The following is a 25,383-nucleotide window of genomic DNA, read 5'->3' as shown; positions in this document are numbered from 1 at the left end:
CGCGATGCCGGCGGCCGTAGGGGGTCCCTCAGGACGGGGCCGCAGCGAAGGGATGCCCGTGGGACCAGAGGATCACGGGAGCCCGCCGGGCACCACCCGGTCCGGACCGTTCGTGGCGGTCGTCGTTTCGACGGGACCCTTCCGTCTGCGCCCGGGGCTTCGAGGGCGTGCCGTGCGTCCTGCGGCCCCGGGCTCAGAAGCCGAAGATCCGGAAGACGAAGAAGAGTCCCACGAGCACGGCTCCCAGGACGATGAGGGACACCCAGAACATCGGGTGCTCCCAGATGCCGCCGTCGGCACGCTCTTGGTGGGCCGAGGAGGTGGAGCCCTCGGCGGGCGGGGTCTCCCCGGGGGGTACGAGCTGCTCGGACATGACGCCTCCTCAAGGGGGCGGAACGGCGTTGCGCCGTCGGGTCTTCACGGTCTCCCGGCCGTCCCGCCCCCGCCACACGCGTCGTTCGTGCATCGAAGTGGCCGCTCCTCGGGCGTGCGTCCGCGCCCGTGGCGGGGCGGAGCCCCTTGGCCCCCGGGGTCGGGGTGCCAAGGGGCTCCGGAGCAGGGGGTCGAAGGACCGGCCGCAGCGATCGGTGGAGGTTCAGGGGCGGTGGCGGAGCTCACTCGGCCACCAGACCCTGGGCCCGATGTCCCGGACGAGGGCCGGCACCAGGAGCGACCGGACCACGAGGGTGTCGAGCAGGACGCCGAAGGCGACGATGAAGGCGATCTGGACCAGGAACGCCAGCGGAATGACCCCCAGTGCGGCGAAGGTGGCGGCGAGCACGACACCGGCCGAGGTGATCACCCCTCCCGTGGCGACCAGTCCCCGACGCACGCCCTCGCGCGTGCCGTGGAGCTCCGTCTCCTCGCGCACCCGGGACATGAGGAAGATGTTGTAGTCGACCCCGAGCGCGACCAGGAAGACGAATCCGTACAGGGGGACGGCCGAGTCGGTGCCGGTGAATCCGAAGACGTGCTCGAACACGAGGGCGGAGACCCCCAGCGTGGCCGCGAAGTTGAGTGCGACCGTGACCACCAGGAGCACGGGCAGCATCAGCGAGCGCAGCAGGCCGACCAGGATCACGAGGATGATCACGAGGACGACCGGGACGATGACCTGCCGGTCGCGCTCCGCGGTGAGCCGGGTGTCGTACTGCTGGGCGGTGTAGCCGCCCACCAGGGCGTCGGCACCGGGCACCTCGTGGACGGTGGTGCGCAGCGCGGCGACGGTGCCCTTGGCCGCATCGGAGTCCGCGGCGTCCTCGAGGGTGACGTCGATCCGCACGCGCCCGTCCGCGACCAGCGGCTGCGGGGTGCCGGGCAGGGCGAAGACGGTGGCGGAGGCGACTCCGTCGACCCCCTCGGCCGCCGTGCGCACCTCTTCGGCGGCGTCGGCGTCGGCGATGACGACCGCGGGGTTGCCGGCGCCGCCCGGGAAGTGCTCGCTCAGACGCTCCTGGGCCGCGACGGAAGGGGCGTCCTTGACGAAGATCTCGTCGAGCGGGACGCCCTTGGAGTCGAGCGTGAAGGAGAAGGCGGCGCAGGCGAGCAGGGCGGCGAGCGCACCGGCCCAGACCTTGCGCGGGGCGCGGTCGACGAGTGCCGCGACCTTGCGCCAGATCGGGTGCGCGTCGTCCCCCGTCACCGGCTTGGGGCGCGCCGGCCAGTAGGCGGCCCGGCCCAGCAGGACCAGGGCCGCGGGGAGGAAGGTCAGGGCGCTCAGGACGGAGCAGGCGATGCCGATGGCGCCGACCGGTCCGAGGGCGCGGTTGTTGGTGAGGTCGCTGAGCAGCAGGGCGAGCAGGCCGAGCGCGACGGTGGCGGCACTGGCCACGATCGGGCCGAAGGACTGCTTGAGGGCCGCCCTCATCGCCGGAACCCGGTCCCCGTCGCGCGCGCCGAGCTCTTCCCGGTAGCGGGCCGCGAGGAGCAGGGCGTAGTCCGTGGCGGCGCCGATGACGAGGATGGACAGGATGCCCTGGACCTGGCCGTCGACCCGCACGACGTCGTGGTCGGCCAGGACGTAGACGATGGCGCAGGCCAACCCGAGTGCGAACACCGCGCCGAAGATGATCAGGAACGGCAGCAGGACGCTGCGGTACACCAGGAGCAGGATCACCAGGACGGTCACCAGGGCGACGACGAGGAGGAGCCCGTCGATCCCGGCGAACGCGTCTCCGAGGTCGGCCTGTGTGGCGGCGGGGCCGGCGAGCCACGTCTCGGTCCCCGGCACTGCGGAGACGGCCGCGTCCACCTTCTCCAGGGTCACGGGCAGCTCGTCGCCGAGGTCGGGGCGGAGCTGGACGATTCCCCGCAGGGCCTCGCCGTCCTCGGACGGGAACGCCGGGGAGGGGGCGCCGACCACGCCGTCGGTTCCCTTCAGCGAGGCCAGGGCCCGGGTCGCCGCCGCCTGTGCCGCCGGGTCGATGCGTCCGCCGCCCTCGGCGGTCCAGATGACCAGCGCCGGAAGGGTCTCCTCCTGACGGAACGCCTCTTGGGCCTGCAGCACTTGGGTCGACTCCGCGCTGCGGGGCAGGAAGGCGGCCTGGTCGTTGGTCGCCACTTCGCCGAGCTTGCCGGCGTAGGGACCGAGCCCACCCCCGATGGCGAGCCAGACGACGAGCATCAGGAGCGGCAGCAGTCTGCTCGCCCAGCGCAGCGGGGGGGCCATGGGGACTCCAGAAGTATCTCGACAATAAACAATCTCAAGGATCGAAATAGATTGAACCATGCCCTCCTGACGCCCCGGCTCCGCAGGCCCCCGGATGCACCCCTCCACCCCCACCCTCACCGCCCCTTCCGAAAGCGGGTGCACCTCGGATGCAGGCGACGACCATGACGGACCGCGGGGCCCACCTTCCACTCCGATGGGACATACGGGTGAATCTGCAAAACCTTCATCACATGAACTGAAAACGACCGTCATACGGTCATGACGATCGATGCGCACCTCGAATCCCCGCCCCTGCCCCGACGCCGGCGAGCCGACGAGACCCCCCTGCCGGGCTGCGAGGAACGGCGCAGGCTGCGCCGCACCTGGAACCTGTCCGAAGCACAGGTCGCTGCGGCCTTCGGCGTGACGGTCGCGACCGTGCGTTCCTGGGAATCGGGCCGCACCTCGCCCAACGGACGGAGGCGGGAGGCCTACTCCGCGTTCCTACGGGGGCTGGCACAGGCCGCGAGCGCCCGAGCCGCACGCCCCCCGGTCCCGCGGCCGGAAGCGGCGACCCGACGCAGCCCCTCCCCCGACGTCACGACCGTGCTCCGCCCCCGCTCCCCCCGGGCACCCGGCTACCAGGCCCCGCCCGTCCCCGCGCCGACGCCCCCGAAACCCGCCTCCGCCGTCAGGGTGCTCTCGGTGAGCCCCCCGCGGGACCCCGTCTCTCCGGTGCGGTGGCGCAGGTGGCACCTGGCGGCGGCTTCGGCCGGCGTGTGGGCGGCTGCGCTGCACCTGGTCCTGACCTGTCCGCCGCCCCACCTCTGAGGGGTGCCGACCGACGGGTCAGACGCGTCCGGTCACCGTGACGGTGACGTGCGCCCGGGCCGCGCAACCGGGCAGAAGGGCGCCGAGGCGCTCCTCGACCGCCCGGCGCGCGGCCCTCGCCACGTCCAGGACGCGGTCTCCGCTGAGCGCCACCAGGCGCACCTCGACGTGCCAGGTGCCGGCGGCCTCGTCCTCCCGCAGGCGCACGCCCGCGGTCGTCGCCGAACCGCTTCCGGTCGGCCCGGGGACGACCGCGGGCTTCAGCAGGCCGGTGAGCCGCGGCCTGAGGAACGCCACCCCCGGGACCTCCCGGACGACGCGGGCGATCTCTTCGGCGAGTGCGGTGCGAGCGGTGTGCGAGGTCATCAGGACCTTCCTTCGGCTTCGGTGGGACCGCCCACGATGTCGGCGATGACGATGTCGACGCCCCCGAGAGGCAGGCCCAGGACGCGGTCGGCCGCCCCCTGCACGGCGTGCCGGATCCTCTCGGCGACGGTGGGAAGGTGCTGGTGGGCCGGCGCGTGGACCTCCAGCCGCACCACCGGCGGGGCGCCCGCCGCCCCGCCGCGGAAGCGGCACGACCCCGCCCGGACACCGGGTACGCCCTCGGCCGCCGCACGCAGCGCCCGCGCGGCCACCGCTTCCATGACCCACAGGTCCTCGGTGGCCCGCCCCAGCGGAAGCGGCCGGCCGGGGCGGAGTTCCCCACGGACCACGTCCATGACCCGCCGGGTCAGCGACGCGGTGTCCACGTCGGCGCGGTCGGTGTCGTCACGGAGTCCGCGCACCGCGGACTCGAGCCGTTCGAAATCATCGACCGCCCGTCGACAGGACGGGCAGGACGCCCGGTGGGGATCGTCCTCCCGCCGTTCCGCGGACGCCCAGACGTCGACGAGCCGCCGCCCGCAGGACAGCAGCTCCCCCTCCTCGCCGAACCCGTCCTCGTGGTCGGGCGGCGTGGTGTGCGTGGTCATCGCCACTCCCCCATCACTTGTGTCAGAGAGCGCCGCGCACGGAACACGCGGGCCCGTACCGCCTCCTGGCTGATCCCGACCGTCTCCGCGATGAACTCGTAGGAGCATTCGTCCAGTTCGCGCAGCACCCAGCAGGTCCGCTGCTCGGGCGAGAGCAGGTCGAGCGCCTCCCGGAGCTCGCGGACCGCGTCGCGCGCTTCGGCGATGCGGGGCGGGGAGACGGTGTGCTCGGGCGCCTGGACGTCACCGGCCGCCTCCAGGGACGTGGTCGTACCGCTGCGGCGCAGCACGTTCAGGCAGCGGTTGGTGACGATCCGGTACATCCAGGTGGCGAAGGAGGAGCGGCCCTGGAACTGGGGCAGTCTCCGCCAGGCACTGAGGAAGGCCTCCTGGACGGCGTCCTCCGCCTCGGTGCGCGTGCCGAGGAGGCGGGTGGCGAGGCGGATCGCCGCCGGTGCGTGCCGTTGGACGAGCAGGGAGAAGGCCTCCTCGTCGCCCTCGGCGGAGCGGGCGACGAGGAGGACGTCGTCGCTGCGGTCGAAAGCACCGTCCTGCGCGGGGGCCGGCGGCCGGCGGTCGAGGGCGTCTGGTGATGCGTTGTCGGTGCTGGCGCCCACCACGGGGCGGCTCCTCTCCTTGGTCCACTCCTCGTGGGACACCTGCGCAGAGGAGTTGTCACGCAGGTTTCGGAGCCGACCGCACCTTCGGATGCCCGTAACACCCGACCGACGTGTGTGCGAATACCGGGGCCGATCGCCGCCGGACGCCTGACCGTCACCGGCGCCCCGTGAAGTGCCGGACGTCTTTTTCCGCACCGGGCGTCACAGCGGCGCGGCGAAGGGGTCGATAAGGACGAGAGCAGCTCACCGACGTCTCCTGAGGAGCGAAACCATGACCACGCACACCGCCTCCGCCGCCAAGCAGGTGCCGGCCCCGCAGGGCGAACCCTCGCCGCCGGCGCCCGCCACCGCCGCCCACGAGGCGGTGGTCCGACCGGTTCCCGAACGGGGGAAGACCTCCATCGCCGAGGTGGTCGTCGTCAAGGTCGCCGGAATGGCCGCACGCGAGATCCACGGCGTCCACGACATGGGCGGCGGGATCTCCCGCACCATCGGCGTGGTGCGCGACCGCGTGCCGGGGGGCCGCCCCAACGTGGGCCGCGGGGTGAAGGTCGAGGTCGGTGAGCGCCAGGCCGCCATCGACCTCGACCTGGTCGTCGAGTACGGCGTGCCGATCACCGAGGTCGCCGCGGACGTCAGGGAGAACGTGGTCGAGGCCGTGGAGCGCATCACGGGCCTGGAGGTGGTCGAGGTCAACATCGCCGTCAACGACGTGCACCTGCCGGACGACGACCGGGAGGTCCCGGCCGACGGCCGCGTGGAGTAGCGCCCGTGCGGTGGGCGCGCGCCTCCGACGGCACGCGCCGGACCGCTCGTTCAGTGCGCCCTGCCACCGGTAGCGGCGACCTCGGGGAAAGGAAAACGGATGACGGCATCGTTCACGGGCATGACGGGTGGGGCGGCACTGGCCTTCGCGGGCTACTTCGGAGGCTTCGGGGCCTTCCTCCTCGTGGCCGTCCTGGGAGCCGCGGGATGGGCGGTCGGTCACTGGCTCGACGGCGGCGGCCGGATCGAGGAGTTGTACGAGACGGTCGGGCGCGGGCGCCGATGAACGACACCGTCACGCCTCCCGGCCGTCTCGGGATCGCGGACAGGGCGGTCCGCAAGGTCCTGGGGCGCGCCGTCGGGGAGGCCCTGCCGCCGGGGGGCCGGGTGACCCGCACCTCAGCACGCGTGCAGGGGCGGCGGGCGCGCACGGCCGTCGGCGTCGCCCTCCGCGTCGACGGGGCCGGCTCGGCGACCCGTGCCGTCCGTGCGGTCCGGGACCATGCCTCGGCCCGTACGGAACGGCTGACCGGGCTGCGGCTGACGCGCCTGCGGGTGGACGTGACCGGGCTGCGCCTGCCCGGACCCGTGCCGTCGGTGCCCGCCCAAGCGGCCGCGCCGGAGGAGGGACGACCCGCGGAACGGCAACGGCGCTCCGCCGTCCGGAAGCCGCACCGCTCCTGGTCCCCCCGCCGCGTTCCGGCCTCGGTGCTCGCCTGGTCGGTGGCCCTGGCTTCGGGTTCGGTGGCCTACGGCGCGGTGCAGAGCGGCCCACGGGGGGGTCCGGCCGATACCTGGCGCCCCGCGCTGGCGCACGCGGTCGTCCGCTACGGCCCGGCATCCACCGGAGTCGCCGCCGCCCTGCTGACCGCGGCGCTGGGCGCGCTCCTGATCGTCCTGGCGGTCACCCCGGGCCACCGCGGCAGGTGGCCCGCCTCGACCGCTCCGGAACTCCCGGCGACGGTCGACCGGAACGTCATCGCCTCCCTGGTGCGGGAGGCGGTGGCGGCTGCGCCCGGAGTGACACGGGTCCGGGTGCGGGTGGGCCGACGGCACGTCACCGTCCGTGCCGTGCTCCTCTTCGGTGACCTGCCGGCCGCGTCCCGCATGGCCGAACGCGCGGCCGAGCGGGCGCTCGCCTCCTGTTGTCTGTGCCGCCCGCCGAAGCCGCGCGTCCGCGTCCGGCCCGACGTGCTGTGGACGCCGAGCCACGGGCGGGCGGACGAAGGACGCACGCCCCGCCTCACCGAGTCCCGGGGAGGGGCCGCATGACGGAAGGCACCACGATCGCAGTACGCCGGATCGCCCTGGGTGCGTCGGGCCTCGGCCTGCTCCTCATCAGTGGCTTCGTGGCGCTCGCGACCGGCCCTTGGCACCCGCCCTTCCCCGGGGGGTGGCCCTCCCGGGGAGCACTCGGGGCGCTCCTCGACCCCGTCGCTCCCACGGCGCTCAGAGCCCGCGGCTGGTGGCCCCCGGTGGTGGTCGGCTGTGCGATGACGGCGGCGGCCCCGGTCCTGATCGGGGCCCGGCGGCTGTGGTCCCGACGCCGCTCCGCCTCGCTCCCGCTCGGCGTGCCCGAAGCACGGCTGCGCGTCCGGGCCCTCCAGGAGGCGGTGGCGGCGCGGGTGTCGGCCGTCGACGGCGTTGCGGGCTGTCGGGTCCGCGCGAGCGGCCGACGCCGCCAGGTCCTCGTCCGTGTCCAGGTGTCCCTGCACCCGGGCACGGCTCCGGCGGACGTCCTCCCCCCGCTCGCCGCCCTCGCCGCACACGCCGAACGCGCTCTGGAACCCCGTGCCGTCCGCGTGCGGGTCCGGCTCCGCGCCCGCCGGCGCCCCGCCGTGCGCCAGGGACGGGCCTGACGGCCACGGCTCGACGGTTGCGGGAACGCCCGCCCGGAGGAGGGCCCTTCTCACCCGCTCTGGTCGGGCTCCGCCCCGTTCTGCCGGAGAATGCGGGAATGGAGAGTTGGATGCCACCGGAGAACGGGCCCTTCATCGGGCGGGAACAGGACATCGAGGAGCTGGCGTCCCTGCTGGACGAGCAGCGGCTCGTCACCCTCGTGGGCATGGGCGGCATCGGCAAGTCCCGGCTCGCCGCGCAGGTCGCCGGGGAGTGGGGGCCGAAGCTGTTCGCGAGCGTGCACTGGGCTCCGCTCTGGTCGCTGGCCAACGCCTCCCTGCTCACCTCACTGGTCGCCGATGCCTGCGGCCTGATGGACCACTCACCCGGCGATCAGGTGGACGCCCTGGCCGCCCGCATCCGCGGTCGCCGCACGCTGCTGGTCCTGGACTCCTGTGAGCACCTGGTCGGCGACTGCGCCGCTCTGGCGGAAGCCCTCCTCGCCCGGTGCCCCGAGCTCGTGGTGCTGGCGACCAGCCGGGAACCGCTGGGAACGGCCGACGAGTTCCTGCTCCGTCTCGGCCCCCTGCCCGTCGACTCCGAGGCGGTGGAACTGCTCGCCGCACGCGCCGCCGTCGTGGGCGTGCGGTGGGACAGGCCCGAGGATTTCGTCGCCGCCGCGGAGGTGTGCCGCTGGCTGGAAGGAGTGCCTCTGGCGCTGGTGCTCGCCGCCGCACAGCTGCGCGAGCGGCCGGTGCGCACGATGGCCCGGATCCTGCGCGGCAGGCTGGCCCTGGCCGAAGCACCGGAAAGCGGGGTCCAGCCGGCACGCCACCGGGTGCTGCGCACCGCCATCGGATGGAGCCACGAGCTGTGCAAGCCCCATGAACGCCTGCTCTGGGCCCGTCTGTCGGTGTTCCGCTCGGGCGCCGCGGTGGACGACGTGATACGGGTCTGCCGCGGCGGTCCCTTGACCGACACCGTCCTGGCGGAGGCCCTCGACGGGCTGGTCCGCAAGAGCATCGTCACGCTGTCCGACGACCGGCTGCACGTCTTCGACACCGTGCGCGAGTACGGGGCCCTCTGGTTGGCGGAGCTCGGCGAGACGCGTGCGACCGCCGACCGCCATGCAGCACGCTTCCACGAACTGGCCCTGAAGGCCGAGGAGTCCTGGTGGGGCCCGCACCAGGCGAGGGAGTACACCAGGCTGGCCGGCTGCCACCACGACCTGTGCGCGGCGCTGGAGCACCTCCTGGCGACCGCCCCGGCGAAGGCCGCGGAAATGGCCGGGGCACTCGGCTTCTTCTGGGCGTGCTCCGGGCACCTGCACGAGGCCTCGCACTACCTGGAGGAGTGCATGCAGCTGGTCGGCGAGCCCTCGGCCGTGAGGGCGAAGCTGTATTGGGCGCTCGGCGTGGTGCGGTGCCTCCGGGGTGAGCACGACACCGCGGCACGACTGGCCGGCAGGGCGGACGAAGAGGCGGTCCGGGCCTCGGACGCAGAGCTCCTCAGGGACGCCGCCTATCTGCGGGGACTGGTGATGCTGCTGCGCGGGGAACCCCTGGACGCGCTCGCCGTGGCCGAGAGGGCCCTGGCGGGGGCGACCGGCGGCACACCGGCCGTGGCACGGTGTCGACTGGTGCGGGTCTTCGCACTGACCGCGTCCGGTTCGCTCGCAGGGGCCCGGGCCGAGGCGGAGGCCCTGCGGGACGACTCCACCAGGGCGGGCGAGCACTGGACCCGCGCCTACACCGAGTACCAACTGGCCGTGATGGCACTGTACGAGGAACGCCCGGCCGACGCGGTCGCCCACTCCAGGGCCATGCTGCGGGACAAACGACTGATCGGGGACGCCTTCGGGCTCGGCCTGGGCCTCGATCTCCTGGCGGTCTCCCTGGCGGCGCGGGAGAGGGGCGAAGAGGCCGCGGTCGCCTACGGCACGGGGCGGCTCTTCTGGGAGATGGTCGGTCATCCCCAGCGGGGCACGCCCGAGTTGCACCCGCTGCGGGAAGGGGCGGAGCGGTCGGCCCGGCGGCAGATCGGAGACGAGGCCTACGATCGCGCCTACGGCCTGGCCACGCTCGCGGACCCGTTCGCGAGCTTGGAGGGCATGCTGGCCGATTGAGCGGAGGGTGGGAGCGCACACACGGGTGACGACGGCGGTTCCGTGGGCGTACGGCGGCGACGGTCCGGACGTGCGCCATCGGTCGCCGTGCCCGGGGAAGGTCCCGTCGGGACGGCGCCGCGGTGCCCCGGGCCTGCGGTCGAGGCCGCTCGCCACGGGTCAGTGCCGAGGCACGCGCAGCTCTCCGAGCTCCTCGTTCAAGGCGTCCAGGTACCGCAGGACGACGGCGAGTTCGTCATCCGTGAAGCGGTCGCCGGCGCGATCGGCCGCCTGGGCCAGTGGCATGAAATAGGCCCGTGCCACCGCTCTGGCACCCGGGACGTAGTGGATGCGCACCACCCGACGGTCCCCGTCCGCCCTGCTGCGCCGGATGTGCCCGGCCTTCTCCAAGCGGTCGAGGCAGGCGGTGACCGCGCCCGAGGTCAGGCCGAGGTGCTCCTTGACCAGGCCCGGAGTGGCCGTATCGGCGTGGTCGAGCACGAACGAGAGCGCGTGCACATCCGTGGGGTGGAGCTTCTGGGTGGCGGCGAAGCCGTGCACCACACGGTTCATCTCGCCGATCGTCCGGCGCAGGGCGACCCCGAACCTCTGCAGTTCCACCCTGCTTCGGCTCTTCGCGCCGGTCTCTTCCGCATGCCCTTCGCCCACGCGCCCAGCCTATGCGGAAGTCAAGGGGATCGTGGAATCGACCGGAGGCCCCGGGGGGGACGAGGGTCGGGTCCGGGCTCCGGACGGAAACACGGGCGCGGCCGTCCGGGTGGGGAGCGGCCGAAGCGCATCCGCACGCCGTGACGCGGCCGAAGAACCCGACACCCAGCGGCCTCCGGGGCCGCCGTCCCACTGGAGAGCACGATGAACCCCAGCGAAGTCTTCGACCCGGGCAGCTACTCCCCCGCGCCGGGCACCTACGTATGCGACTGCGAGGGCACCCACCTCTGGCGGATCGACCTGGCCGGGCACCTCTTCCCCGCCTTCCCGACCGGCTGCGCCGGCCGGACGTGGCGCGCTTCCCCCGCCTCGCGGACGTCCGCGCCGGAGGCGACCGGGGGGACCCTCCCGTAGGCCCTGCGCCCTCCCGACGGCAACCTCCTCCTCGGGGTGCCTTCCCGTGCACGGGAAGGCACGCCGAGGAGCTGTGTGCTCCGGTCCGGAGACGGTGTCCCGACGCCCTCCGGCGGCAGCCCCGGAGGGCCGACGGAGCCCCCGCCGCTCGGGGGGGGGTACGGCAGGGGCTCCGTCCTTACTTCTCCCCGCACGGCAGTCCGGATGCAGGGGAAGGGCGAAGGGGGTGGCCGGGGCCGTCGCCCTCATCCTCGCGGGACGGCTCCGGCGAGGACCGGGGCGACCACATGGCGCTCGACCGCATCGGCGGGATCCGCTCCGCGCGGCAGCTTCGGTGGCCCCCCGACGACGGCCCGATCGGCGAAACCGCCGTCCAGGTGTGGCATCCGCACGTCCACGACGGTGATCCCACGGGTGCGCTGTTCCCGTTCCACCACGCCCAGCCAGGCGGCGAGCGCGCTCTTCGCCGCCGTGTAGTCGGCCGTCCCGCGCAGCGGCCCGTCGACGATGGCGCCGGTGACGACCACGACGACGCCCGCGGCTTCCAGGACCGGCAGGGCACCGCGCACGATGGCCATGGGCGCGAGGGCATTGACGGTCATCAGGTGCTCCGCGGCGGCCTCGGGGACCTCCTCCACGGGGCCGAAACCGGCGACGCCGACGGCGACGACGACCACGTCCAGCCCTCCCAGGGCCTGCGCGGCCCAGGGCCCCAGGGCAGCGCACCCGTCGAGGTCATAGGCATCGAAGGAACGGTAGGGGCGGCCTCCCAGCAGCTTCGACCGCTCCTCCAGCAGTTGCGCGTCGCGCCCCGCCAGGGCGATGGAGCCGCCCCGCTCGACCAGCATCCGTGCCGCAAGGCCCCCCACCATTCCCGTGGCCCCCGCAACCAGCACCTTCGCTCCGACCGTCACGGGAACCTCCTGGAGGACCTGGGTGGATCCGCACCTGCACGGAATCCTTCGGGCTGATCCGTCGGGCCGGATGCACCGCTCCCTCCACCACCCGCCGCGGTGCGGCCCGGCGGGAGCCGACCGCTCCCACGGGGATCCGTCGACGCCCTGCGCATCCGAAGTACGACATCCACGAGAAAAGAGTGACAAAAGGTACCCGGCGGGGTCGAGTACGAGGACGACCCGGGAACCACGGAGGAGGAGGCGTCGGTGGCCCGCAGCCGCAGGGCTGCACCCCGGACCTCCCGCACCGAAGCAGGGGTGAGCATTGAACACGCACGCACTCGGGGCAGGCCCCCTCACGGAAACGGCCGGCGTCTGGCAGACGGGCCTGGCCCAGGTCCTCGGAGGCCTCGTCCTCGTCGCCGTCATCATCGGTGCCTTCGCACTCGGCATGAGGATCAAGGACAAGGAGCCCCCGCCTCCCGACCCGGAGTCCCAACCCCACCGGCCCGAGACCGATCGGCTGCCCGGGGAGATGTCGGAGTACCGGCGGGCGGCGGAGGTCCCCCACACCGACGGGGCGCACCGGCTCACACCCCACCAACTGAAGGGCGGCGGCACCGCGGGTTCCGAGACCTCGCCCGAACCACCGAGCGAGGAACGCCGCAAGTGGGGCAACATCTCCAGCGGCGGATTCGGCAGCGGAGGCGTCGGGCACGGCGACTGACCGCCCCGCCACGCGCGCACGGAGAAGAACCGGGGGCCGTTCCGGAGGGAATCCGGAACGGCCCCCCGCGGCGTGGCCGGCGGGAACCCCCCGTGCTGCCGCTGAAGCGCACCGTGAACGCCGACGCCCCCGACCCCGGGAGGTGCTACAACTGGGGTTGTGGAACCATCTCGCCTCCCGTGCCCGGCGTACTGGTGCGGTCGAACCTAGGCAGAAGATTCGGAAGCGTCGCCGGACAGGTCTTCGTCCTTCAGGTGGCGATCGTGGTGCTGCTCGCCGCCGGGGCCCTGCTGGCCATGGTGCTGCAGTCACGACACGACATCGACCGCGAGGCCCGCAACCGGTCGGTCTCCGTCGCGCAGACCTTCGCGAACTCGCCGGGCCTCCAGGAGATGCTGAACGAGCCGGACCCGTCCGCGACGCTCCAGCCCCTCGCCGAAAAGACGCGCAAGGCGGCGGGGATGGACTTCATCGTGGTGATGGACACCCAGGGCATCCGCTACAGCCACCCCCAGCCGGACCGCATCGGCGAGCGCTTCGTCGGCACGATCGAGCCCTCGCTCGCCGGACGGGTGCACACCGAGAGCGTGCAGGGACCGCTCGGCAAGGAGATCCAGGCGATCGTGCCGGTCACCTCCCCCGAGGGCGAGGTGGTCGCCCTCGTCTCGGCGGGCCTGACGGTGGAGAACGTGACCGGCATCGCCGACCGCCAGCTCCCGGTCATCCTCCTGGCCATCGCCGTCGGCCTGGCCCTGGCCACCGTCGGTACGGCCCTGATCAGCCGTCGGCTGCGTCGCCAGACCCATGGACTCGGCACGCAGGAGATGACGCGCATGTACGAGCACCACGACGCGGTTCTCCACGCCGTCCGCGAAGGGGTGCTGATCACCGACGGTGCGGGACGGCTCCTCCTGGCGAACGACGAGGCGAAACGGCTGCTCGCGCTGCCGGACGACGCCGAGGGGCGCCCCGTCGACGAGGTCGGCATGGACCGCCGAATGGCGGAACTGCTGCTGTCCGGCCGGGTGGCCACCGACGAGGTGCTGGAGGCCGGGGACCGCCTGCTCGTGGTCAACCAGCGCCCCACTCACCCACAGGGCTCGGCGGTCACCATCCGCGACTCCACCGAGATGCGGCTGCTGAGCAGTCGGGCGGAGACGGCCCGCAGGCGACTGAAGCTGCTCTACGACGCCGGGGGCGACATCGGCACCACGCTGGACGTGGTGCGCACCGCACAGGAACTGGCCGATGTCGCGGTTCCCCAGTTCGCCGACTTCGTCACGGTCGACCTGGCCGAACCGGTGTTGAAGGGCGATGAGCCGGGTCCCGGCGCCGACATGCGGCGGACGGCGGTCAACGGCATCCGCTCCGACCATCCGTTGTATCCGCTCGGCCGGCTGATCGACTTCCTGCCCTCCACTCCGCAGGCCCGCGGGTACGGCACGGGCGCGGCCGAGCTGGTGCCCGACCTCCACGAAGCGGCGGGCTGGCACGCCCAGGATCCGCCGCGGGCATCAGCGATCATCGAGTACGGGATCCACTCCCTCATCGCGGCTCCGCTGAAGGCCAGGGGCGTCGTGCTCGGCGTGGTCAACTTCTGGCGGTCGCGAAAGCCGGAGCCCTTCGACGAGGACGACCTGTCCATGGCCGAGGAGCTCGTCGGCCGCGCCGCGATCACCATGGACAACGCCCGCCGCTACACCCGCGAGCACCACCTCGCCGTCACGCTCCAGCGCAGCCTGCTGCCACAGGACCTGCCCGACCAGAGCGCCGTGGACGTCGCGCACTTCTACCAACCCGCCCAGTCCGGAGTGGGCGGGGACTGGTTCGACGTGATCCCGCTGCCCGGCAGCCGCGTCGGGCTCGTCGTCGGAGACGTCGTCGGGCACGGCCTGCACGCCGCAGCCACCATGGGACGGTTGCGCACGGCCGTGCACAACTTCTCCTCCTTGGACCTGCCTCCCGACGAACTCCTCTCCCGCCTCGACAACCTCGTCCAGCGGATGGACCAGGAAGGTGACGCCGCCGCCGCGAGCGGGGGCGTCCTGGGCGCGACCTGCCTGTACGCCGTCTACGACCCCGTCTCCCAGAGCTGCACCATGGCCCGGGCGGGGCACCTGCCACCGCTCGTGGTCGCGCCGGACGGCACGACCACCATCGTGGAACTGCCGGCCGGCCCGCCGCTGGGGCTGGGCGGCATGCCGTTCGAAACCGTGGAGCTGCACCTGACGGAGGGCAGCCAGGTCGTCCTCTACACCGACGGGCTGGTCGAGGAGCGGACCCGGGACATCACGGAAGGCGTGGAAAGCCTGCGCAGGGCACTGAGCCATCCCGACCGGGACCCGTACGCCAGCCGCAGCGCCGTGCTCGACGCCCTGCTCCCCAGCCAGCCCTCCGATGACATCGCCCTGCTCATCGCCCGGACACGGACCCTGGGCCCCGACCGGGTCGCACAGTGGGACGTGCCGTTCGACCCGAGTGAGGTCGGCTCCGTGCGCAGCCTGGCGGCCGAGCGGCTCGAGGAGTGGGGCCTGCAGGAACTGGCCTTCACCACGGAGCTGATCCTGAGCGAGCTCATCACCAACGCCCTCCGGTACGGTGCCGCGCCGGTTCGCGTCCGCCTGCTCTACGACCGCACCCTGACCTGCGAGGTGTGGGACGGCAGCAGTACCGCCCCGCACCTGCGGTACGCGACCACCATGGACGAAGGGGGCCGCGGGCTGTTCCTGGTGGCACAGCTCAGCGAGCACTGGGGCACCCGGTACGTCCCGGAAGGAAAGGTCATCTGGGCCGAGCAGTCCCTGCCCGACACCAACAGCACGTCTTCATGAGGCGCCCTCCCCCGTCGGCCCCGTGCCTCCGGGAACGACCGAGGGGCCGCTTCGGATTCATCCGAAGCGGCCCCTCGACCTACGACTCTCGCAAGTCGGGACGACAGGATTTGAACCTGCGACCCCTTGACCCCCAGTCAAGTGCGCTACCAAGCTGCGCCACGTCCCGATGCCCGTCTGACCTGGGATTTCCCCTGGCCGAACGCGCATGAGAACAATACCGCACTTTCCCCGGCGATCACGCACCCCTTTCCCGACACCAACGGACAGGGCACATCCCGCTCACCCTCCGTGATGCCCCCATGGCGCACGGAGCACTCCGGGACGCAGCGAGGAGGGAGCTGATGCGCCGGGAACGGGACCGTTCCCGCGCGGATCGGACCGGGGGAGAGAGCGGGGAACCCCCCGAAAATTCCGCTCTCCTGTGGAAGAGGGGGCTCATATGACAAAGAAAGCGTCCCCCTCGTCCCCTGTGCGCGTCTCCGTTGCCGCTGGCACGTGGCAGAAAGATGACCACGGGGAAGGAGCCGACACGTCAACGGGGCGAGCCGAGACCACGGGAACCACAGTCAGATCCGATCGTCAACCGATCCTGTTTCGGACAAACTTCGTGGCGATATTGATCCGATCTGGAAAGATCAACACCATGAAGACGTCGGCCTGTTCGGGACGGGACCACTGCCGATGCACCACCTGTTCGGACGACTTGCCGAGCAGGCGCTTCGCACGCAAGGACTCGGATGAACAGCTACTTCAGCAGCCGTCTACATCATGAGCTCAGGGAGACGGTACGCGACTTCGCGGAGCGTGAGGTCCGGCCGCGCATAGCCGAGATGGAGGCGTCCAGGACGGTCCACCACGAGCTGTCCCGCATGATCGCCGCGCAGGGCTGGCTGGGCGCGACGGTCAGTCCGGAGTACGGCGGCATGGGCGCCGGCCACCTGGCCAAGACCATCATCATCGAGGAGCTCTCCCGGGTCAGCGGAGCCATGGGCGCAATGGTCCAGGCCTCGCAGCTCGGCACTGCCAAGATCGTTCACTTCGGCAGTGACGAGCAGCGCAAGACCTGGCTTCCCGAGATCGCCGCCGGCACCTGCCTGCCGACCATCGCGGTCACCGAACCGGAGTCCGGCGGCCATGTGCTCGGCATGAGTGCCAGCGCGGTCCGGGACGGCGACGACTACGTCCTCAACGGAAGCAAGGTCTACGTCGGCAACAGCCACGTGGGCGATCTTCACGGCGTCGTGGTCAGGACGGGTCCGGGTTCGAAGGGACTCACCGCGTTCCTCGTCGAAGCCGATCGCCCGGGGTTCAGGACCGGACCGCAGCAACAGGCCATGGGCCTCCACGGGTTCAGCTTCGGCGAGCTGATCTTCGAGAACTGCCGGGTGCCGGCAGCCAACCGGCTCGGCGACGAGGGGGACGGCCTGGCCGTCGCCTACTCCTCCAGCGTGCTGTACGGGCGGGCCAACCTGACCGCCGTCTCGCTCGGCATCCACCAGGCGATCCTGGAAGAGACGACCAGGTTCGCCTCCGAGCGGATCCGCTACGGCAAGCCGCTGCACGACCTGCCGACGATCAAGCTGAAGCTGGGGCAGATGCAGTCCCGGTTGATGACCGCCAAGCTCGCCGCGTACCACGCCGTGCACCTGCTCGACCAGGGCCTCTCCTGCGACACCGAACTGATGAACGCCAAGCTGGTCAACGTCGAGTCGGCGATCGACTCCGGTCGCAACGCCATGGAGATCCACGCCGCCGCCGGACTCTTCACGGACCGGGCGATCGAGCGTTACGTCCGGGACGCCCACCACATCTTCGCTCCGGCCGGGACCTCCGACATCCAGCTCCTCCGCTTGGCCGAAGTGGCCCTCGGCCAGGACAAGGGCAGTTGGTCGGAGCGACTGTCGGAGCTGGTCCGCACGCCGGAACCGGCAGGCATCTGACCCGCCCCACGCACCGGGAGCCCGGTACGGCCGTGCCGTACCGGGCTCCCCGACGTCCGCGGACGGTCACCGCTCAGAGCACGCCGTCCTCGCGGCGGTGGATCTGCTCCATGAGCTCCACCGCCATCGACTTGATCGTCTCCAGGCCCGCGCGCCCCCAAGGGCGGACGTCCGTGTCGACCACGCAGATGGTGCCCAGCGCGACACCGGTGCGGTCTATCAGCGGCGCCCCCATGTAGGAGCGGATCCCGATCTCGTCCACCACCGGATTGCCCGCGAAGCGGGGGTAGTCACAGACGTCCTCCAGGACGAGTGCCTTGCGGCGCACCACCACGTGCGGGCAGTAACCGTGGTCACGGGCCATGAAGCGGCCGACGCCGCCGCCCGCGGCAGCCGCACCCAGGTCGCTGCCCGAGTGGTTGCCTTCGGGGGTGTGCAGTCCCGCGAAGAACTGCCGGTTCTCGTCGATGAAGTTGACCATCGAGAACGGGGCACCGGTCACCTCGGCGAGCCGGTGGGCGAAGTCGTCGAACGCCGGATCCGGTCGCTCCCCGAGGCCGAGCTCGCGCAGCCGTTGCAGACGGGCGGGCGCCTCCTTGTCGACGGGGGTCAGCAGGAGGTGACCGGTCGGGTCGTAGGTCATGGTGTTGCTCCGTAGCTCGGCACGGTGTCCGGGATGGTGGTGAGCAGATGCTGGACGAGGGTCAGCAGGGTGCGGATGCCGGAGCTGGAGATCCGGGCGTCGCAGAGGACGACCGGCACCTCCGGCTTGAGGTCGAGGGCGGTCCGCACCTCGTCCGCTTCGTAGCGGTAGGCGCCGTCGAACTCGTTGATCGCCACGATGAACTGGATCCCCCTCCGCTCGAAGAAGTCGACGGCGGAGAAGCACTCCTGGAGCCGACGGGTGTCGGCGAGGACGACGGCTCCGAGCGCACCCTCGGAGAGTTCGTCCCACATGAACCAGAAGCGTTCCTGCCCCGGGGTACCGAAGAGGTACAGCACGTGGCGGTCGTCGAGGGTGATGCGGCCGAAGTCCATGGCGACGGTGGTCGTCGTCTTGGACTCCACGCCCTCCAGACTGTCGGTGGCCGCACTGACCGAGGTCAACAACTCCTCGGTGCTGAGGGGTTCGATTTCGCTGACCGCACCCACGAGAGTCGTCTTGCCCACACCGAACCCGCCCGCCACCAGGATCTTGAGCGCGGTGGGGAAGGGATCGGACGCGAACGTGTCGCGGCGTTCAGAGCCGTTGTCGTAGGCCATCGAGCACTGCCTCCAGCAAGGAACGGTCGGTTGGGTTGGCGTGGAAGCGGGGTGCCCGCGCGGTCAGCGCCCCGCAGTCCACGAGGTCGGAGAGCAGGACCTTGGTGACGACTGCGGGCAGCCGTAAGTGCGCGGCGATCTCGGCCACCGAGGTGGGCCCGTCGCACAAGCCGAGGGCCAGGTTGTGCTCGGGACCCATGTGCGCCAGGGGCGACGAGCCGGTCGCCATCACCATGGACAGCAGGTCGAGCGCGGTGGTCGGCTTGGTCCGGCCGCCGCTCACGGTGTACGGGCGGATCAGACGCCCGGCCGCGTCGTCGAGCCAGGGCCCTTCTTGGTGGGACGTCACGTCTACTGTCCGAGTCCACCCACCGCGCCGGCGGCCTGCCGAGCGGGGGTGACCAGGTAGGGACGGACGCTCTTGACGAGCATCGCCATCTCGTATCCGAGGACGGCGGCGTCCGCTTCGCGTCCGGCGAGAACGGCCAGGCAGGTGCCGGAGCCCGCGGTGGAGACGAACAGGAGGGTGGAGTCGAGCTCCACCACCACCTGGCGGACTTCCCCTCCGTCGCCGAACCGGGCTCCCGCGCTACGACCGAGCGAGTACAGCCCGGAGGCGAGGGCCGCCATGTGGTCGGCGGCGTCGGGGTCGAGGCCGTGGACGGATTTCACGAGACCGTCGGAGGAGAGCAGAACAGCGTTGCGGGTGTAGGGAACCCGCTGGACCAGTCCGCTGAGCAGCCAGTCGAGGTCGGAGGAATGGCCGGTCGGCACATTGCTCGCCATGGTGCATCTACTCCTTGTGCGCGTCGCCGGGACGCAACGATTCATGGGGGGCGGGCTGGGATTCAGCAAGGCCGATGCCGCGCTGGAACGCAGCCATCAGACCCGGGTCGTGCAGGGTGTGCTCCTCGGGCTTGCGCACCACCGGCTCGTCCCTCAACTGCGGGACGATGTGCTCCTGGGCACGCCTCTTGGGAAGCAGGGGGCGGCCGTTTTCCTCGGCCCGGGGGGCCGGGGGCAGCGGCGAGAGCAGGGAGTCCGGTGGCCCCTGGTACGCGGCGCCGGCCGGAGGGGCCGGGACGGTGGGACCGGGATCTCCGTATCCAAGGGGCTGCGCACCCGTACGGAGGTACGCGTGCGCGCCGGGTGTGGGGGGCTCCTCGGATCGGACGGCGGTCCGCTCCGGGGAGGGGGAGTGCCGAGGTGCGGGTGCGGGCGGTGCGCTGGCAACGGGAACCGCGTTCGTGCCGGGGTTCCCGTGGGAGCCGACCGGTGCGCTCGCCTGCGGACGGCGTGCGCCGGGAGTCGACGCGGGGGCCGGGGCCTGCGGGGGCAGGGGAGCCTGCGGGGGGGCCGGGGCATTCGGCTGGGGCTGCATCTGCACCTGGCCGGGCGGGATCGCCCCGGAGCCGGCGGTCTCCGCGGTCCGACGCTCGTGCTGGGCGAGCCCCTCGGGGTCGGCGCCGAGGAGACCCTGCGGGAGGACCAGGACGGCCTGGACGCCGCCGTAGATGTTCGACTGGAGGCGTACGGCGATGCCGTGTCGGCGGGCCAGGGCGGAGACGACGAAGAGCCCGATGCGACCGTCCTGGAGGAGGTGCGCGACGTTGACCTGGTCGGGGTCGGCCAGCAGGGCGTTCATCTTGTTCTGCTCGGTGACGGGCATGCCGAGGCCACGGTCCTCGACCTCGATCGCGAGACCCGCCGTGACGTACTGGGCGCGCAGCAGGACGGTGGTGTTCGGTGCGGAGAACAGCGTCGCGTTCTCGACGAGTTCGGCGAGCAGGTGGATGACGTCGGCCACGGCATGGCCCCGGAGCGTACCGTCGATCGGCGGTACGAGTTTGACCCGCGGGTACTGCTCGACCTCCGCGATGGAGGAACGGAGCACCTCGGTCATGGTGACCGGGCTCGACCACTGGCGGCGGGAGATGGCTCCGCCGAGGACGGCGAGGTTCTCCGCGTGGCGTCGGATGCGGGTGGCGAGGTGATCGACGTGGAACAGGCCCTTGAGCAGTTCCGGGTCCTCGACCTCGTTCTCCAGCTCGTCGAGGAGCTGGATCTCGCGGTGGACCAGGGACTGCAGGCGCCGGGCGAGGTTGACGAAGACCTCGACCTTCTGTTCGTTTCCGACGCTACTGGAGAGTCGGGACGCCTCCACGACGGCCGAGACGGCCGCTTCATGAGAGCGCGTCAATTCTTCTGACAGCAGGTCGAATTCGTCACCTGTACCGGTGGCGGCGGGCCGCGCGGGCCGGGGCGGCAGTGCCTCTCCCTTGCGCAGGAGCTCGACGACCGTGCGGAGCTCCCCCTGGTTCCGGGAGCCGACGCGACGCAGGGCGTTGCAGCGGTCGAGCACGGCCTTGGCGGCGCGGTCCGCGCCGAGCGCGGCGGCCGTCACCGAGGCGACGGTGAGGGCCGCCGCACCGGTGAGGGCCGCCCAGAGGCCGGGCGAGGGGCTGGCACCCGTGGAACGGATGGTGAAGAGGACCGCTGCCGCTCCGCCCAGGGCCACGGCGACCGCGGGCAGGACGGAGGTGCGCAGGAGTTGGGGGCGTATGCGGGCTTCCGCCGGAAGGGGTGCAGGTGCCTGCGCCGGGGGGTTGCCTTGGGTGCCGGTGGCGGAGCGGGCGCCTGACCGGCCGTGCCGCCCGCCCTCGCGTCGGTCGGACCGCGGCGCGGGTGCGCGAAGTTGAGACATGAGTGTCCTTGGTACGTGCCCAGGAATCGGCGTGCTGCGGGGGGTGTGGTGCAGGAGGTCTACGGTGGGGGCGTTCTACAGGAGTTCGATGAGCCTATGGATGATCATCAGCCACACACTGTAGTCGTCAACCGTTCATGTGCGGTGCGCAGTTGACAAACTTACCCGTAGACCTGGCCGATCTGGTATCGCCCGCCGTCCAACGGACCGACAAGCAGTGGCCAAAAGGTGAAGCCGCCCTTTCCGAGGGGCCTTCGTCGTCCAGTAGCGGAAGCAAGCCGAGGAACCCCTGCCCCTCTCCGGACAAGGAGAACCGCTCCTGACCGGAATGTCCGACAGCGGGCCGGGGCGGCCACCCCGGCGCCTCTCCGCGGAGCACCCGCTCCCCTCCCCCTCGACGTTCCGCACCCGCGCCGCGCCCCCCGAACCCCACCCCTGACCACCCGGATCGGCACATACTTCGCCCCTCGACCACATCGGACTCCGGACACTATGAGTGACGATCGGTGAAAGCGGAACCTTCCGGGCACACATGGTCACCGGACGAAACCGGGGCCTCCCCGACTTCCACCGCCCCCTCGTCGCCACGACTTCTTCGACGGGCATTCAATAACCACGAAAGCAAGGGCACTTGACCGTTCGGTCAAGTGCGCTCTACCGTGAACCGAACGGTCAACTGGAGGTTCCGTGACGGACGACACCCGCACCCGTCTCGTACGGACGGCACGCGCACTGATCCACGGCTCGTCGTTCGCCGACGTGGGCATCGGAGACCTGTGCCGCGAAGCCGGAGTGCACCGCGGCAGCCTGTACCACTTCTTCCCGTCCAAGGATGCCGTCGGACTCGCCGTGATCGACGCCAACTGGGAGCTGCTCCAGGCCGTGCTCGACGAGGCGTTCGACGAGGCGGCCCCGCCCCTGGTCCGGATCGACGCCTTCGTCACCGGCTTCGCCGGCATGCTGACCGCAGCGCGGGACGCCATGGGTTCCACGCCGGGCTGCCCCATCGGCAACCTCGCGCTCGAACTCGCCGGACGCCCGGGAGGCGCCGGGAGCAGGATCACCGAGATCCTGACCGCCTGGCAGCGGTACTTCCGCGACGCCGTCGCCGAAGCCGAGCTCCGGGGAGACCTTCCGGCGGGAGTGGACCCCGACGCGGCCGCCCTGCGCGCCCTGGCGTACCTCCAGGGCATCACCCTGATGGCCAAGGCGTACGACCGACCGGCGCTCGTCGCCGAAGCCAGAACGGCGATCCGGACCCTGATCGAGACCCCCATCCCCTGACGACGCTCCGCCCCGACCGACCTCGATGCGGCCCGGGCGATCCACGACCGGACAGGAAGCACACCTGCCCATCCACTTGACCGAACGGTCAAGCGGTTCCTCTTTCCCCTCCCCGAGGAGCACTCCCATGGACCTCCGCACCTCTGCACGCCGCGCCGGCACGGAGTACCGCTTCGAGCACTTCCGGACACGACTCCTGATCGACGACATGACCTTCGGTCGCAACGCCCTCGGCCCCGGTGGCACCCTGCCGGAATGCGACCTGCCCACCCTCGACGGGGGGCGCTTCGCCTCCGGGTCGCTCGGCCGACGACCGGTGCTCATGGTCTTCGGGTCACGGACCTGCCCCGTCACCGAAAGCGCCGTTCCCGTACTCAAGCGGCTCCACGACCGGTTCGGAAGTCGGGTCCGCTTCGTCCTGGTCAACACGCGCGAGGCACACCCGGGTCAGACGATCGGACAGCCGGGGACCAGCGAGGAGAAGCACCTGCACGCACAACGGTTGCGCGACCACCACGACATCCCGTTCGAGGTCGCGGTCGATGACATCGACGGCACCCTGCACCGCGCCTTCACGCCCAAGCCGAACTCCGCCTACCTGATCGACGCGGACGGAACCGTCCTCTTCCGCTCGCACTGGGCGAACGACGAGCCGGCCCTGCGCCGGGCGCTGGAACGGGCCGCGTCCGGGGACCCCGTCCACGGACGCAGCCGGGCCATGGCGGGTCCGTTGCTCCGGGCGGTCGGACACCTGCCGGGCATCGTCAGGGCCGCCGGCAGCAGGACCGGTCGTGACGTCTGGCGCGCGGCGCCCCCTCTGGCGGTCCTCGGCGCGCTCTCCCGGCTCTTCCACCGTCTTCCTGCCGATCGGCGGGGCCCCGCAGCCGCGGGCGCCCTCGTCCTGCTCGTCTGCGCCGCTGCCGTCGGCGCGTTCACGGTGCTGGGCTGAGCCCGCGGGCCCGGGGCCCCGACGGGCGCGGACCTCGGCGGAGGGCGCACGGGTCCGTGCGGACGGAGGAGGAGTCGCCGTCCGCACGGACCCGTGCGAAGAAGACCCCCCGCACGGCCCCGGGGCCCCGTCGGGGCCCGCCCCGTGATGCGGGACGCGGACGCCTGTGGGTTCGACGCCCCCACCAGGTCGTTGCGCATGACGGGTGAGCCGCATCGGGTCGCCCTTGAGCTCGGTAAGGAGCCTCCAGCACCACCCGCTGAAACAGCTTCCCCGGCTCGTCCGGCAGCAGCCGCTCAACCGTCCCCACCACGAGCCGCAGCCCGCCGAACCCACGGGGACGACGCCTTAACCACGGCGCTTCCGGCGCTTGCGCCGATACTGCTCGAACTCGGCGCGCAAGCCCATGTAGTCGAGGACGAGCCCCATCCCGTCGAGAACCCACTTCGCCACCGTCACCGTCAGGATTTCTCCCACGACACCGCCCTCCCTCTGCGATCTGCCCCTCCCCCCTTCAGACTCCACCGTCCTGCGAAGGGTTGCCGGGCTGCCGCAGGTCGAGGCGACGTCCTCCTCGTCGTCATCCTGACGGTCAGGAGGGGGACGCTCCCACGGCTCGCACCGTCGAAGAGGACCAGGTGACGGTGACGAAGACGCTGTGCCAACCGCTCGCCCCGTCGGGAATGGTCCTGGCCCGTCGCTCGGTCCGGAGCAGGCCGGTGCCGTCGGTCGCGCGGACGGCGATCGTGTGTCCGCCGGGGGCGGCCTGCCAGCGGTAGGACCACTGGCGCCAGGTGTCGACGGAGTCCTCGGCCGCCAGGTCGGCATCCTGCCAGGGGCCTTCGTCGACCCTGACCTGCACCCGGGTGGTGCCGCGGTGTCGGGCCCACGCGACCCCGGCGACCGTGACGGTGCCGGCGGCCGGACGGGCGAAGGGGCGGGGGGGTGTCGATGCGCGACTGCGTCTTGATCGGAGCGCGCCGGGCCCATCTGCGCTTCACCCCGTACGCATCGTGGGCGTCGAAGGTGGTGAGTTCGATGTCTTCGATCCACTTGTAGGCCGATACGTATCCGTACGGGCCGGGGACGAGCATGCGGACCGGAAAGCCGTGGGCGAACGGCAGCGGTTCGGCGTTCATGCCGACGGCGGGCATGGCGTCCCGGCCGTCCCTCACGTCTTCCACGGGGGATCCGAGCGTCATGCCGTCCACGGACCGGGCGACCGGCTGGTCGACAGGTCCGCCTCCGGAAGGGGGCTTGACCCCGCATCCCCCCAGCAGGTCCCCCAGCCGGACGCCGAGCCAGCGGGCGTTCCCCGCATAGGGGCCGCCCACCTCGTTCGAGACGCAGGTGGGGGTGGTGTCACGCTCGATCACCGGTCGTGCGAGGAGGTCGTCCAGGGTGAAGGTCCTGGGCCGGGCGACGCCCTCGCCGTGGATGCGCAGACGCCATGTGTCCGCGTCGACCTTGGGCACGACGAGGGCCGTGTCGACGCGATAGCAGTCCTTGTGGGGGATGGTGAACGGGGTGGTCCCCTCCACCGTGAGACGCCCGCCCCGGGGAACGGGCGGCGCGGGCGACGCGGGTGCGGGCAGTACGAGCGCAGCACGGGAGGCAACCGCACCGCGTCCCCGGTGTCGTGCCGGGTGTCGACCGAGGGGGCCGGCGGTCGTGGCGGGTGTCGACCGAGGAGGCCGGCGGTCGTGGCGGCGACGGCCGTGGCACCGGCGGCGACGAAGAAGCCCCGCCGGTGTCCCCCTCCGCCGTACCCGCCCTCTGCAGGGAGCACGCCGGGCTCACCGGCGCTGGCGGGCACTCGGGCGAGTCTTCCCGCCATGACGTGGAGGGCCAGGGCGCCCGCCACAAAACCGATGAGCGAGGGGAGCACGTCGGCGGCACCCTGCGCCCAGGAGCATTCGG

25 protein-coding genes, 1 tRNA gene and 1 pseudogene are annotated in these 25,383 nt (G+C 72.0%); 12 read left to right on the top strand and 15 right to left on the bottom strand.

Annotation, left to right across the window (positions count from 1 at the left end):
* Positions 1 to 193 precede the first annotated feature (193 nt).
* Both ACFW22_RS12555 and ACFW22_RS12550 read right to left on the bottom strand, forming a co-directional pair.
* Positions 194 to 373, bottom strand: coding sequence for a DUF6480 family protein (locus ACFW22_RS12555; RefSeq protein WP_386402158.1), 180 nt, complete (start codon positions 371 to 373; stop codon positions 194 to 196).
* A 222-nt stretch (positions 374 to 595) separates the two neighbouring features.
* Complete coding sequence (locus tag ACFW22_RS12550) at positions 596 to 2,668, bottom strand: MMPL family transporter (RefSeq protein WP_386402155.1); 2,073 nt, start codon at positions 2,666 to 2,668, stop codon at positions 596 to 598.
* Positions 2,669 to 2,929: 261 nt separating this feature from the next.
* Between ACFW22_RS12550 and ACFW22_RS12545 the strand changes: the two genes are divergently transcribed.
* Positions 2,930 to 3,481 carry a helix-turn-helix domain-containing protein gene (locus tag ACFW22_RS12545; protein ID WP_386402152.1) on the top strand — a complete coding sequence of 184 codons (552 nt, stop codon included), beginning with the start codon at positions 2,930 to 2,932 and terminating at the stop codon, positions 3,479 to 3,481.
* Positions 3,482 to 3,499: 18 nt separating this feature from the next.
* Here the strand turns inward: ACFW22_RS12545 and ACFW22_RS12540 are convergent, their stop codons facing one another.
* The 3 genes from ACFW22_RS12540 to ACFW22_RS12530 are packed head-to-tail and all read right to left on the bottom strand — an operon-like array spanning position 3,500 to position 5,075.
* Positions 3,500 to 3,847: a hypothetical protein gene (locus ACFW22_RS12540; protein WP_386402149.1), complete on the bottom strand. Its 348-nt coding sequence runs from the start codon at positions 3,845 to 3,847 to the stop codon at positions 3,500 to 3,502.
* The gene (locus ACFW22_RS12535; RefSeq protein WP_386402146.1) at positions 3,847 to 4,455 is read right to left on the bottom strand and encodes an Asp23/Gls24 family envelope stress response protein; all 609 of its coding nucleotides are present in this window, start codon (positions 4,453 to 4,455) and stop codon (positions 3,847 to 3,849) included. The genes ACFW22_RS12540 and ACFW22_RS12535 overlap by 1 nt, the downstream gene beginning before the upstream one ends.
* Positions 4,452 to 5,075 carry an RNA polymerase sigma factor gene (locus tag ACFW22_RS12530; RefSeq protein ID WP_386402143.1) on the bottom strand — a complete coding sequence of 208 codons (624 nt, stop codon included), beginning with the start codon at positions 5,073 to 5,075 and terminating at the stop codon, positions 4,452 to 4,454. Before ACFW22_RS12530 ends, ACFW22_RS12535 begins: the two co-directional genes overlap by 4 nt.
* Positions 5,076 to 5,346: 271 nt before the next feature.
* Here ACFW22_RS12530 and ACFW22_RS12525 point away from each other — a divergent pair, with 271 nt between their 5' ends.
* From ACFW22_RS12525 to ACFW22_RS12505, 5 genes are all read left to right on the top strand, one after another.
* Positions 5,347 to 5,841, top strand: coding sequence for an Asp23/Gls24 family envelope stress response protein (locus tag ACFW22_RS12525; protein ID WP_386402140.1), 495 nt, complete (start codon positions 5,347 to 5,349; stop codon positions 5,839 to 5,841).
* Positions 5,842 to 5,940: 99 nt separating this feature from the next.
* The gene (locus ACFW22_RS12520) at positions 5,941 to 6,126 is read left to right on the top strand and encodes a hypothetical protein (protein WP_386402137.1); all 186 of its coding nucleotides are present in this window, start codon (positions 5,941 to 5,943) and stop codon (positions 6,124 to 6,126) included.
* A complete protein-coding gene (locus ACFW22_RS12515; RefSeq protein WP_386402134.1) occupies positions 6,123 to 7,112 on the top strand; it encodes a DUF6286 domain-containing protein in 990 nt (329 codons plus the stop codon). The genes ACFW22_RS12520 and ACFW22_RS12515 overlap by 4 nt, the downstream gene beginning before the upstream one ends.
* On the top strand, positions 7,109 to 7,699 hold the full coding sequence (locus tag ACFW22_RS12510) for a hypothetical protein (RefSeq protein WP_386402131.1): 591 nt from the start codon (positions 7,109 to 7,111) through the stop codon (positions 7,697 to 7,699). Before ACFW22_RS12515 ends, ACFW22_RS12510 begins: the two co-directional genes overlap by 4 nt.
* 98 nt (positions 7,700 to 7,797) lie before the next feature.
* Entirely contained in the window at positions 7,798 to 9,804 is a 2,007-nt protein-coding gene (locus ACFW22_RS12505) for an ATP-binding protein (protein ID WP_386402128.1), read from the top strand.
* 159 nt (positions 9,805 to 9,963) lie between these two features.
* On the opposite strand, the gene ACFW22_RS12500 is transcribed toward ACFW22_RS12505, so the two are convergent.
* Positions 9,964 to 10,452, bottom strand: coding sequence for a MarR family winged helix-turn-helix transcriptional regulator (locus tag ACFW22_RS12500; RefSeq protein WP_386402125.1), 489 nt, complete (start codon positions 10,450 to 10,452; stop codon positions 9,964 to 9,966).
* 204 nt (positions 10,453 to 10,656) lie between these two features.
* On the opposite strand from ACFW22_RS12500, the gene ACFW22_RS12495 reads away from it, so the two are divergent.
* Positions 10,657 to 10,866: a hypothetical protein gene (locus ACFW22_RS12495; protein ID WP_386402122.1), complete on the top strand. Its 210-nt coding sequence runs from the start codon at positions 10,657 to 10,659 to the stop codon at positions 10,864 to 10,866.
* 245 nt (positions 10,867 to 11,111) lie between these two features.
* On the opposite strand, the gene ACFW22_RS12490 is transcribed toward ACFW22_RS12495, so the two are convergent.
* Positions 11,112 to 11,780 (bottom strand): SDR family NAD(P)-dependent oxidoreductase, encoded by a 669-nt coding sequence (locus ACFW22_RS12490; RefSeq protein ID WP_386402119.1) that lies wholly within the window; start codon positions 11,778 to 11,780, stop codon positions 11,112 to 11,114.
* Between the two features lie 307 nt (positions 11,781 to 12,087).
* Here ACFW22_RS12490 and ACFW22_RS12485 point away from each other — a divergent pair, with 307 nt between their 5' ends.
* Both ACFW22_RS12485 and ACFW22_RS12480 read left to right on the top strand, forming a co-directional pair.
* Positions 12,088 to 12,489: a DUF6479 family protein gene (locus tag ACFW22_RS12485; protein ID WP_386402116.1), complete on the top strand. Its 402-nt coding sequence runs from the start codon at positions 12,088 to 12,090 to the stop codon at positions 12,487 to 12,489.
* A 254-nt stretch (positions 12,490 to 12,743) separates the two neighbouring features.
* Complete coding sequence (locus tag ACFW22_RS12480) at positions 12,744 to 15,320, top strand: SpoIIE family protein phosphatase (protein ID WP_386402216.1); 2,577 nt, start codon at positions 12,744 to 12,746, stop codon at positions 15,318 to 15,320.
* A gap of 95 nt (positions 15,321 to 15,415) precedes the next feature.
* On the opposite strand, the gene ACFW22_RS12475 is transcribed toward ACFW22_RS12480, so the two are convergent.
* Positions 15,416 to 15,489: transfer RNA gene (locus ACFW22_RS12475), tRNA-Pro, on the bottom strand.
* 571 nt (positions 15,490 to 16,060) lie between these two features.
* On the opposite strand from ACFW22_RS12475, the gene ACFW22_RS12470 reads away from it, so the two are divergent.
* Positions 16,061 to 17,263 carry an acyl-CoA dehydrogenase family protein gene (locus tag ACFW22_RS12470; protein WP_386402113.1) on the top strand — a complete coding sequence of 401 codons (1,203 nt, stop codon included), beginning with the start codon at positions 16,061 to 16,063 and terminating at the stop codon, positions 17,261 to 17,263.
* A gap of 73 nt (positions 17,264 to 17,336) precedes the next feature.
* On the opposite strand, the gene ACFW22_RS12465 is transcribed toward ACFW22_RS12470, so the two are convergent.
* From ACFW22_RS12465 to ACFW22_RS12445, 5 genes are read right to left on the bottom strand one after another with little or no spacing between them, the layout of a single operon-like run.
* A complete protein-coding gene (locus tag ACFW22_RS12465) occupies positions 17,337 to 17,906 on the bottom strand; it encodes a GAF domain-containing protein (protein WP_386402110.1) in 570 nt (189 codons plus the stop codon).
* Entirely contained in the window at positions 17,903 to 18,526 is a 624-nt protein-coding gene (locus ACFW22_RS12460) for an ATP/GTP-binding protein (protein ID WP_386402108.1), read from the bottom strand. Before ACFW22_RS12460 ends, ACFW22_RS12465 begins: the two co-directional genes overlap by 4 nt.
* The gene (locus ACFW22_RS12455) at positions 18,504 to 18,875 is read right to left on the bottom strand and encodes a DUF742 domain-containing protein (RefSeq protein ID WP_386402105.1); all 372 of its coding nucleotides are present in this window, start codon (positions 18,873 to 18,875) and stop codon (positions 18,504 to 18,506) included. The genes ACFW22_RS12460 and ACFW22_RS12455 overlap by 23 nt, the downstream gene beginning before the upstream one ends.
* Positions 18,876 to 18,877: 2 nt before the next feature.
* Positions 18,878 to 19,312, bottom strand: coding sequence for a roadblock/LC7 domain-containing protein (locus ACFW22_RS12450; protein ID WP_041132185.1), 435 nt, complete (start codon positions 19,310 to 19,312; stop codon positions 18,878 to 18,880).
* 7 nt (positions 19,313 to 19,319) lie between these two features.
* Entirely contained in the window at positions 19,320 to 21,230 is a 1,911-nt protein-coding gene (locus ACFW22_RS12445; RefSeq protein WP_386402100.1) for an ATP-binding protein, read from the bottom strand.
* A gap of 687 nt (positions 21,231 to 21,917) precedes the next feature.
* On the opposite strand from ACFW22_RS12445, the gene ACFW22_RS12440 reads away from it, so the two are divergent.
* Positions 21,918 to 22,514: a TetR/AcrR family transcriptional regulator gene (locus ACFW22_RS12440; protein WP_386402097.1), complete on the top strand. Its 597-nt coding sequence runs from the start codon at positions 21,918 to 21,920 to the stop codon at positions 22,512 to 22,514.
* 127 nt (positions 22,515 to 22,641) lie between these two features.
* Positions 22,642 to 23,463, top strand: a complete 822-nt coding sequence (locus ACFW22_RS12435) for a TlpA family protein disulfide reductase (RefSeq protein ID WP_386402094.1) — start codon at positions 22,642 to 22,644, stop codon at positions 23,461 to 23,463.
* Positions 23,464 to 23,811: 348 nt separating this feature from the next.
* Here ACFW22_RS12435 and ACFW22_RS12430 read toward each other — a convergent pair whose 3' ends face one another.
* Both ACFW22_RS12430 and ACFW22_RS12425 read right to left on the bottom strand, forming a co-directional pair.
* On the bottom strand, positions 23,812 to 23,940 hold the full coding sequence (locus ACFW22_RS12430) for a hypothetical protein (protein WP_386402091.1): 129 nt from the start codon (positions 23,938 to 23,940) through the stop codon (positions 23,812 to 23,814).
* A gap of 115 nt (positions 23,941 to 24,055) precedes the next feature.
* Positions 24,056 to 25,363: pseudogene (locus tag ACFW22_RS12425) on the bottom strand (molybdopterin-dependent oxidoreductase); the annotation flags it as partial.
* Positions 25,364 to 25,383 lie beyond the last annotated feature (20 nt).

This window comes from Streptomyces sp. NPDC058872 (assembly GCF_042743065.1).
Classification (GTDB): Bacteria; Actinomycetota; Actinomycetes; order Streptomycetales; family Streptomycetaceae; genus Streptomyces.
Note: the sequence above shows the minus strand (reverse complement) of the source record. Positions and strands in the feature narration are given on the sequence as shown.